The organism is Cellulomonas uda, assembly GCF_006538705.1.
Taxonomy (GTDB): domain Bacteria; phylum Actinomycetota; class Actinomycetes; order Actinomycetales; family Cellulomonadaceae; genus Cellulomonas; species Cellulomonas uda.
The window spans coordinates 18015-27391 of record NZ_BJLP01000053.1 but is presented as its reverse complement, the minus strand read 5'-3'; the positions used below and the strand labels follow the sequence as shown (position 1 = coordinate 27391).

Here is a 9377-nt window from a genome sequence, read left to right as displayed (position 1 = left end):
CCCGCCGCGCCGCCCTTCACGGGTGGTCGCGGCGGGCCTTCGTCGTGCGTGGTGGTGCGCCGCCGGGTCAGGAGCGGGGCGCGAGCTCCTGCAACGCGTCGACGAGGATGCGGTTGAACTCGTCGGGCGCGTGCGTGTTGACGTCGTGCCCCGCGCGGGGGACCACGGTCAGCCGCGCGCCGGCGTGCGCGCGCAGGTAGCGGCGCTCCTCGAGGCGCAGCGGGTCCCGCCGGCCGTTGACGAGCCACACGGGCAGGCTCAGGCGGCGCAGGTCCGCGAGCGGCGAGCACGTGGCGAGCGCGGCGAGCATGTCGGTCACGACGTGCCAGGTCCCGCCGCCCAGGTGCAGCGCGCTCGTGACCCACGTGGACAGCCGGCGGTAGGCGCGCAGCAGCGGCCCGCGGGTCTGCGTCGAGCAGCCCGCGGCCACGACGCCGGCGATGGTGTGCTCGTGCCGGCCCGCGTAGGCGAGGCTCACGTAGCCGCCGAGGGACAGACCGACGAGCAGCGGCGGCGTGTCGAACGAGCGGACCGCCGCGTCGACGGCCTCGAGCGCACCGTCGAGCGTGAACCGCTCGTGGGCGCGCGCCCCGTGCCCGGGCAGGTCGATCGCGAGCGTCGGGTGCCCCAGCCGCTCGAGCTCGGCGACCTGCGGCGCCCAGATGGCCGACGAGGTGCGGGTCCCGTGCACCATCACGATCGGCCGTGCACCCGACTCGTCGTGCGCAGCTGCGGTGGCCGCGGCGACGACCGCGGTGGGTGTGACGGCGGGTGTGGCGGTCGGTGCGGGGTGGTGCGGGACGGTGGTGATGGTGGGTCTCCCGGGTCGCGAGGTGCGGTGAGCATACGCGCCGTTCCTGGGCGCGGCGGGGGAGTGCCGGCCGGGATCGTCGTGATCGGCCCGATCACCTCAGGCGCGGGCCACCGGGTGCCGATAGGTGCGATGACGACCGTCGTGCCATGGGAGGTGCCGTGAAGCAGCTGGGCGAGATCCTGCTCGAGGAAGGCCTGGTGACCGAGGCGCAGCTGCTGTCCGCGCTGGACGAGCAGATGACAGCCGGGTCCTCGCTCGGACGCACGCTCGTCGAGCTCGGTGTGCTCACCGAGGGTCAGCTGGTCCAGGCGCTCGCCGCGCAGGCGGGCATGCCGTTCGTCGACCTCGACGAGTACCCCGTGGACCGGGCCGCGGTGGCGATCGTGCCCGCCGCGCTGTGCCGCCGGTACACCGTCCTGCCCATCCGGATCGACCAGGGCGTGCTCGTCGTCGCGACGGCCGACCCCGGCAACGTGATGGCGATCGACGACGTGCGCACCGTCTCACGGATGCAGGTCATGCCGGTGATCGCGACGTACGACAACGTGCTGCGGGCCATCGACCGGTTCGTGCGCGCCGACGGCGAGATGGAGGACCTGTCCAACGCGTTCGAGGAGTCGCAGGCCGAGGAGCAGGCGGCCGCCGACCTGTCGAAGCTCGGCGACTTCGTCGAGGACGACGCGCCGATCGTGCGCTACGTGAACCTGCTGGTGACGCAGGCGATCACCGACCGGGCGTCGGACATCCACATCGAGCCGACCGAGCACGACCTGCGGGTCCGGTACCGGATCGACGGCGTGCTGCACGAGATGCAGCGCTCGCCCAAGAACATCACCGGTGGCGTGACGAGCCGCGTCAAGATCATGAGCGACATCGACATCGCCGAGAAGCGCAAGCCGCAGGACGGCCGCATGTCGGTGGTGCACAACGGGCGCAAGATCGACCTGCGCGTGGCGACGCTGCCCACGGTGTGGGGCGAGAAGATCGTCATGCGAATCCTCGACAACTCCACGGCGAGCCTCGACCTGCGCGACCTGTCGTTCCTCGACCACAACTACGAGACGTACAAGGAGTCGTACACCAAGCCGTACGGGATGATCCTGGTGACGGGTCCGACCGGTTCCGGCAAGTCGACGACGCTGTACGCGACGCTCAACGCGGTGTCGAAGCCCGAGATCAACGTCATCACGGTCGAGGACCCGGTCGAGTACCGGCTCGCGGGCATCAACCAGGTCCAGATGAACCCGAAGGCCGGCCTGACGTTCGCCGCGGCGCTCCGCTCGATCCTGCGCTCGGACCCGGACGTCGTCCTGCTCGGTGAGATCCGCGACCACGAGACCGCGCAGATCGCGATCGAGGCGGCACTCACGGGCCACCTCGTGCTCTCGACGCTGCACACCAACGACGCACCCTCGGCGGTCACGCGTCTCACGGAGATGGGCATCGAGCCGTTCCTCGTGGGCTCCGCGCTCGACTGCGTCGTCGCCCAGCGGCTCGCCCGCCGCCTGTGCCCGAAGTGCAAGGTGCCGTACCAGCCGAGCCCCGAGGAGATGGAGGCGGCCCGGTTCCCCTGGATGCCCGGCGAGCCGGTCCCGGAGCTGTTCCGCCCGGGTGGGTGCACCGCGTGCTCGAAGACCGGCTACAAGGGCCGCCTCGCGCTGCACGAGGTCATGCGCGTCACGGAGGACATCGAGCGGCTCGCCGTCGCGCACGCGTCCGCCGCGGAGATCGCGTCGACGGCCGTCAAGCAGGGGATGACCTCGCTGCGCAACGACGGCTGGCACAAGGTCGCACTCGGGCAGACGTCCATCGAGGAGATCCTGCGCGTCGTCGCCTGACCTGCGCGAAGGGGTGAAGAAGCCGGAGCGATCACCTCAAGTCGGGTCAGACGTCCGCCGATGAACGCTCCGGGACCAGTCGGCCTGGCGTCGCGCACCGCGCGGCACCCGAGAGGGGAATGACGTGAGCGAGTACTACCAGCCGGCGGCGGGCGAGCCTGCTCGGCCGTTGCCGCCGTTCCGCCCCGCGGGGCCGCAGGCGGGCGAGCCGGTACCGCCCGCGACACCGACGATGTTCTCGCCGATCCCGTCGCAGTCGACCGGTGCGCCGGTCATGCCGGCCGCGCCCGCCTCGTCGGCGCCGCCGACGAGCAGCGCGCCGCTGTCCGTCGCCGCCGTGCGGGAGCAGTTCCCGCAGCCGGCCTTCGCGCCCGGCGGCTCGCCCGCGCACCCGACGTACGCCCGGGCGGCCGAGGGCGCGCAGCCCGCGTTCGTCCCGGGTGGCCCGCCGACGACGTTCACGCCGACCCCGGCCCCGACGACGTTCACGCCCGCGGGGGCGCCGACGGCACCCGCGACGTTCACGCCGGGCCCCGCGGCACCGACGGCCTCCGGAGCACCGGCCGGCTACGCACCCGCTCCCGCGGCGGCCCCCGCCCCCGGCGCGCCCGCCCGTCCCGCCGCGTCGGCGCCGGCCGGTGACGACAAGCGTCCGCGCGACCGCGCCCCGGTCGCCCGCGTCGGCATGGCGCAGGAGGCCCAGGAGGGCGACCTGCCGATCGACAAGGTGCTCACGCGCATGGTCGAGCTCGGGGCGTCCGACGTGCACCTGACCACCGGCGCGATGCCCATGGTCCGCATCTCCGGCTCGCTCAAGCCGCTCGAGGGCTTCGGCCAGATGTCGCCCGAGCCGCTGCGCCGCGCGCTGTACGCGATCCTCACGCAGAAGCAGCGCGAGACGTTCGAGGCGAACCTCGAGCTCGACTTCTCCTACGCCGTGCGTGGGCTGGCCCGGTTCCGCGTGAACATCTACCAGCAGCGCGAGTCCATTGGCGCCGCGTTCCGCGTCATCCCGTACGAGATCAAGCCGCTCGAGGACCTCGGGGTGCCCGCGATCGTCGGGAACTTCGCCGGTCTGCCGCGTGGGCTGGTGCTCGTCACGGGGCCGACCGGCTCGGGCAAGTCGACGACGCTCGCGTCGATCGTCGACCTCGCCAACCGGACGCGCGAGGACCACATCATGACGGTCGAGGACCCGATCGAGTTCCTCCACCGGCACAAGAAGTCGCTCGTCAACCAGCGTGAGGTGGGCGCCGACACGCTCTCGTTCGCGAACGCGCTGAAGCACGTGCTGCGCCAGGACCCCGACATCATCCTCGTCGGCGAGATGCGTGACCTCGAGACGATCTCCGTCGCCCTGACGGCCGCCGAGACCGGGCACCTGGTCTTCGCGACGCTGCACACGCAGGACGCGGCCCAGACGATCGACCGCATCATCGACGTGTTCCCCTCGCACCAGCAGTCCCAGGTGCGCACGCAGCTCGCCGGCGCGATCCAGGGCGTGGTCTGCCAGACGCTCTGCAAGCGCGCCGACGGGCCGGGCCGCGCGGTCGCGACCGAGGTGCTGGTGGCGACGCCCGCGATCCGCAACCTGATCCGTGAGGGCAAGACGCACCAGATCTACTCGGCGATGCAGGCGGGCGCCTCCCAAGGGATGCACACCATGGACCAGCATCTGTCCGAGCTGGTCAAGAAGGGCACGATCTCCCATGAGGTCGGGCTCGACAAGTGCCACCACGTCGAGGACTTCAACCGGCTGACGGGGCGGTTCAGCGGCGGGACGCAGGGCGGCGCCGCGCTCGCCGGTGCGCAGTTCGGGGTGCAGTGATGGTCGCGCCGGCCAGCAAGACGTTCGAGTACGCGGTCCGGGACCGGTCCGGGAAGATCATCAAGGGCCGCGTCGAGGCCAGCAACCAGGCCGCCGTCGCAAACCGTCTGCGCGAGATGGGGCTCGCTGCAGTCTCCATCAACGAGGTGTCGACCTCCGGGCTCCAGCGCGAGATCACCATCCCGGGCATGGGGGAGAAGGTCGGGCTCAAGGACCTCGCCGTCATGTCCCGGCAGATGGCCACGATGATCTCCGCGGGCCTCTCTCTGCTGCGGACGCTGTCGATCCTCGCGGAGCAGACCGAGAGCAAGCCGCTCGCCAAGGTCCTGGGCACGGTGCGTTCGGACGTCGAGACCGGCGGTGCGCTCTCGGTGGCGCTGGCCAAGCACCGTGAGGTCTTCCCGCCCCTGATGATCAACATCATCCGGGCGGGCGAGGTCGGTGGTTTCCTCGAGAAGGCACTGATCTCTGTCGCGGACAACTACGAGGCAGAGGTCAAGCTGCGCGGCAAGATCAAGTCCGCGATGGCGTATCCGACGGTCGTGTTCTTCATCGCGATCATCGCCGTCGCTGTGATGCTGATCTTCATCGTGCCCGTGTTCAAGAACATGTTCGAAGGGCTCGGCGGAGAGCTGCCCCTCCCGACGCAGATGCTCGTGTGGTTCTCGAGCCTGATGCGTTGGCTCGGGCCCGTGCTCGTGGTCGCGATCATCGTCTTCATGTCGTGGTGGAAGAAGCACAAGAACGACGACAAGGTGCGACAGCTCGTCGATCCGTGGCGGCTGCGACTGCCCGTGTTCGGTGCTTTGTCGGAGAAGATCGCAATTGCCCGGTTCTCGCGCAACTTCGGAACCATGATGGCCTCCGGTGTGCCCTTGCTCCAGGCGCTCGACATCGTGGGCGAGGTCTCCGGGAACTGGGTCATCGAAGCCGCCATCAGGGATGTGCAGGAGTCCGTGCGTCGAGGAGAGTCCCTGACCGGACCACTGGGAAAGCACGAGGTATTCCCGTCGATGGTGACGCAGATGATGGCGGTCGGTGAGGACTCCGGGTCGCTCGAGACCATGTTGGAGAAGATCTCGGAGTTCTACGACCAGGAGGTCGAGGCGACGACCGAGCAGCTCACGAGCCTGATCGAGCCGATCATGATCCTCGGGATCGGTCTCGTGGTCGGCGGCATGATCGTCGCGCTCTACCTGCCGATCTTCAACGTCTTCAACCTCATCGGCTGACGGACGCGGCCGTCCGGGTGAATTCCCGGCACAGCGGGGCGCAGCCACTCAAGCCGGACCTCGTCCCGGACGATGCACCGGATGCGTTACCTGAACCGGCTTCGCGGCCGGTGCTGAACCTGAAATCGACACTTCCCTTGAATCGAAGAGGACATCACCATGATGGCTCGCATCCGTAAGGCGATGAACGAGAAGGACCAGGGCTTCACCCTCGTCGAGCTCCTCGTCGTCATCATCATCATCGGCATCCTCGCGGCGATCGCGATCCCGGTGTACCTGGACCAGCAGAAGAAGGCCAAGGACTCCGCGGCCAAGACGGACCTCGGCAACGCCCGCATCGCGGTCGCGTCGGTCCTGACCGAGGCACCCGACGCGACCGGGGTCACGGTCGGTGGCACGGCCCCGGCCTACACCTTCACGGCGACCGGCGGCGCCGGCACGGCCGCTCCTGAGGACTTCCAGGCGAGCCCGGGCGTCACCATCACGATCACGAGCACCTCGCTCGACGACCTGTGCATCGGCGCGCACGTCGACGGCGGCAAGGTCGAGGACTTCTCGACCAACATGAGCGGCGAGATCTTCTCCGGCTCGACCACCTGCTGATCTGGTCCCGCTGGGACTGGTTCCAGTCATGACAGTCCCGCTGTGGGGCACCACGCACGTGGTGCCCCACAGCGGTGTCTCGGAGGAGGTTGACGTGGCGCGGTGGCTGCCGGCCAGACGTGGGGACGACGAGGGCTTCGGCATGGTCGAGGTGATGGTCTCGATGCTGCTGTTCGCCCTGCTCCTGCTCATGACGATCGCCCTCCTGCTGACCGCGATCCGCGCGTCCGCCCGCAACAGCGCGATCGAGTCGGCGACGCAGTGGGCGTCCGAGCAGGTCGACACGGTGCACGCGTCCGTCGCAGGTCTCGACGCCGTGAAGGCGTGCCCCAAGTGGGACGCGGTCGCCGCTGCGGCCGCGCCTGCGGACCGCAAGGACGGACGAGGACTCGTGATGAGGATGATCGTCACCACGACAGCCTCGCCGGCCACGTGCGTCACGTCCTCGAGCGCTCCGGTCGTCACCTACACCGTGAAGGTCGTCGAGGCCGCTGACACGTCCAAGGTGCTCGCGACGAGCACGACCCGCATCGCACTGGGACTGGAGTGATCGTGGTCCCGAGGCCTCAGGTGCGCGACGCGTCGACCCGCGCTGACGACGCGGGCTTCACGATGGTCGAGCTGATCGTGGCCAGCATGATCTCGATCATCATGCTGACGATCATCGGCTCCCTCTTCCTCAAGACGATCCAGACGCAGTCCGCCGTCACCGACACGACGCAGACGAGCAACGACGCCAAGGTCGTGTTCGACGACCTGCAGGCGGCCGTGCGCCTCGCGGTCGAGACCGATGTCCGTTCCTCGAGCGCGATGGGCGTCGAGCCGCTCGACGGGCGCGGGGACGTGCTCATCCTCAAGACGCGGTCGACCCAGGGTGCGGTGCTCGACGTGGCCACCTGGCGTTGCGTGGCCTGGTTCCTCGATGCGAGCGACCAGCTGCACAAGCGCACGGTTCCCGCGCAGTCGAGCGGCGTGCCGGCCACCGCCGTCGATCCCGCCGCGTGGCCGGTCGTCGCACGCGGGGTCAAGGCGCTCGGCACCGGGACCCCGTTCACCGCGCTCGAGCCTGCCGTCGATGCCGAGGCCTGGTACCCGGGCAGCATCGTCGCCTCCCTCACGTTCCGGGACGGCTCCTCGCGTGTCCCCGTCGACCTTGCTTCCACGATCGTCCCCCGCCGTCAGCTGCAGCTCGACGGCGAAGTCCCCGGAGGTGTCTCGTGCGCCCTGTAGACAGCCGCGTGATGTCCATGGTGCGCCGCGCTCGACGTGACGAGCAGGGTGCGACGATGGTCGCGGTCATCGGCGTGAGCGCCGTCATCGCGGTGCTCATGATCGCGCTGGTCGGCACGGTCGTGTTCGCCATCGGGCAGGCGACCGCGTCGCGTTCGTCGGTCAATGCGAAGTCGGCCGCCGAGGCCGGCTTGGAGACCGCCGCGGCGCAGGTCGCGGGCGGGACCTGCTGGGCAGGTGGATCGGGCACGGGCAGCAGCCCCCGGTGGATGGCCCAGGTACAGCGGCTCGTGGCGCCCAGCGCGGACCCCGCGCTGGAAGGCTCGTGGACGAACGGGTGTCCCGTCGCAGCCGCGCCGGGGACCCCGCCGACGCCGTTCCGCGTGATCTCGACCGGCTGGACCGGGACTCCCGGCACGGGAAACGACTCGGGCGACGTGCGCACGATGGTCGGGCAGTTCACGGTCGTCCAGCGGCCGCCGTCGCCCGAGTTCGACTCGGCGATCTTCGGCGACGTGAAGACCGAGGCCAAGACGAACCTGACGCTCGTCGGTGCCGATGGCGACATCGTGACCGACCACTTCGACTGCTCGTCCGCGATGGACACCGACGGTGGCGTCTTCGTCAACTCGTCGCTGTCCGAGACCTCCGTGCTCAACACGGTGTGCAAGATGGACGGCAGCTTCATCAGCAAGGGCAACCTGTCGTGCCCCGCCAACGGCAGCGTCGGCGGTGACGTCATCGTCGCGGGCAACGTCACGTGGAACACGACGTGCAAGGTCAACGGCAAGATGTGGGTCGGCGGCAACTTCTACTGCCCGACCTCTGGCGCCACCGTCCTGGGCGACCTCGTCGTGGCCGGGAACGTCGAGATCAGCTCGGCCTGCAACCTCAAGGGCAACGTGTACATCGGGGGCAACCTCAAGCTCTCGAACCCGCAGACGTGGACCGGGAACGTCGAGGTCGCCAACGGCGTCAACGCCAACTCGTCGGTGACCATCACGACGCCGGGCACCGTGCGGATCAAGGGCCCGCTGACCGGTGGCTTCACCGCCGCGAAGGTCACGGCGGGTACGAAGACGATCCCCGACGCGACGCTCGTCGCCGCGGTCGGCCCGGACATGAGCGTGTACTTCCCGCCCGGCGACCCGAGCCTCGAGTTCCCGAAGCTGACGAAGACGGACGCGCGCTGGAGCGGTTGGATCCAGCGCAAGTGGCGCGTGGACCTGGCGGCACTCAAGAAGGGGCCGTACCTCGCGGACGAGTGCGACCAGTCGTGGATCAGCGGAGCGAGCAACTTCTCCGGTCCTCTGGTCGTGAACACCCCGACGATCTACGACCTGCAGCAGGCGACCGCCTCAGGCGGCTGCGGTACGTCCAAGGTCGGGCTGGGCGGTGGTCTGACGATCCGGCTCAACGCGGACGCAGTTCTCTTCGTGACCGGCGCGACGATCAAGACGACGCTGCGGATCGAGTCCGGCGACGGCAACAAGCACAGCCTCTACCTCGTCGAGCCGTGGCCGTCGGCCAAGTCCTCGTGCACCTCTGGTGGCGGCACCGTCAACGGGATCACGTTCAACACGACGGGCTTCAGCCAGGGGCCGAACACTCAGCTCATGATCTACACCCCCGGTCTCGTGAACAACACGACGGGTGGCAGCCCGATGCTGAGCGTGACCGGGCAGATGTACGGGTGCTCGGTCACCCTCGACACGCCGATGAAGCTCATCTACGAGCCCGCGACGTCCGGTGGCGGGGCGAGCGGGCGGGCGTTCGTCGTCTCGGAGCGGTTCCGGATGGACAACCAGGCGCTGTCGCTTGCACCCTGAGGC

General features: G+C 69.6%; 8 protein-coding genes. 7 read left to right on the top strand and 1 reads right to left on the bottom strand.

Annotated elements, in window-relative coordinates:
- Positions 1 to 67: 67 nt before the first annotated feature.
- The gene (locus CUD01_RS13780; protein WP_141321887.1) at positions 68 to 694 is read right to left on the bottom strand and encodes an alpha/beta fold hydrolase; all 627 of its coding nucleotides are present in this window, start codon (positions 692 to 694) and stop codon (positions 68 to 70) included.
- A gap of 278 nt (positions 695 to 972) precedes the next feature.
- Between CUD01_RS13780 and CUD01_RS13770 the strand changes: the two genes are divergently transcribed.
- The 7 genes from CUD01_RS13770 (at position 973) to CUD01_RS13740 (ending at position 9374) form a co-directional block, all read left to right on the top strand.
- Complete coding sequence (locus CUD01_RS13770; RefSeq protein ID WP_141321893.1) at positions 973 to 2652, top strand: GspE/PulE family protein; 1680 nt, start codon at positions 973 to 975, stop codon at positions 2650 to 2652.
- Between the two features lie 124 nt (positions 2653 to 2776).
- Positions 2777 to 4480 (top strand): type IV pilus twitching motility protein PilT, encoded by a 1704-nt coding sequence (locus CUD01_RS17275; protein ID WP_280525827.1) that lies wholly within the window; start codon positions 2777 to 2779, stop codon positions 4478 to 4480.
- The gene (locus CUD01_RS13760; RefSeq protein WP_141321885.1) at positions 4480 to 5712 is read left to right on the top strand and encodes a type II secretion system F family protein; all 1233 of its coding nucleotides are present in this window, start codon (positions 4480 to 4482) and stop codon (positions 5710 to 5712) included. The genes CUD01_RS17275 and CUD01_RS13760 overlap by 1 nt, the downstream gene beginning before the upstream one ends.
- A gap of 162 nt (positions 5713 to 5874) precedes the next feature.
- On the top strand, positions 5875 to 6315 hold the full coding sequence (locus CUD01_RS13755; RefSeq protein WP_243860755.1) for a prepilin-type N-terminal cleavage/methylation domain-containing protein: 441 nt from the start codon (positions 5875 to 5877) through the stop codon (positions 6313 to 6315).
- A 28-nt stretch (positions 6316 to 6343) separates the two neighbouring features.
- Positions 6344 to 6865, top strand: a complete 522-nt coding sequence (locus CUD01_RS13750) for a hypothetical protein (protein ID WP_141321881.1) — start codon at positions 6344 to 6346, stop codon at positions 6863 to 6865.
- A 2-nt stretch (positions 6866 to 6867) separates the two neighbouring features.
- Positions 6868 to 7545, top strand: coding sequence for a PilW family protein (locus CUD01_RS13745; RefSeq protein WP_141321879.1), 678 nt, complete (start codon positions 6868 to 6870; stop codon positions 7543 to 7545).
- An 11-nt stretch (positions 7546 to 7556) separates the two neighbouring features.
- Positions 7557 to 9374 (top strand): hypothetical protein, encoded by a 1818-nt coding sequence (locus CUD01_RS13740; protein ID WP_166772008.1) that lies wholly within the window; start codon positions 7557 to 7559, stop codon positions 9372 to 9374.
- Positions 9375 to 9377: the final 3 nt, after the last annotated feature.

Coding starts and splice junctions, on each gene's coding strand:
- CUD01_RS13780 (WP_141321887.1), bottom strand. CDS start 694: ATGGTGCACGGGACCCGCACCTCGTCGGCCATCTGGGCGCCGCAGGTC.
- CUD01_RS13760 (WP_141321885.1), top strand. CDS start 4,480: ATGGTCGCGCCGGCCAGCAAGACGTTCGAGTACGCGGTCCGGGACCGG.
- CUD01_RS13755 (WP_243860755.1), top strand. CDS start 5,875: ATGGCTCGCATCCGTAAGGCGATGAACGAGAAGGACCAGGGCTTCACC.
- CUD01_RS13750 (WP_141321881.1), top strand. CDS start 6,344: ATGACAGTCCCGCTGTGGGGCACCACGCACGTGGTGCCCCACAGCGGT.
- CUD01_RS13740 (WP_166772008.1), top strand. CDS start 7,557: ATGTCCATGGTGCGCCGCGCTCGACGTGACGAGCAGGGTGCGACGATG.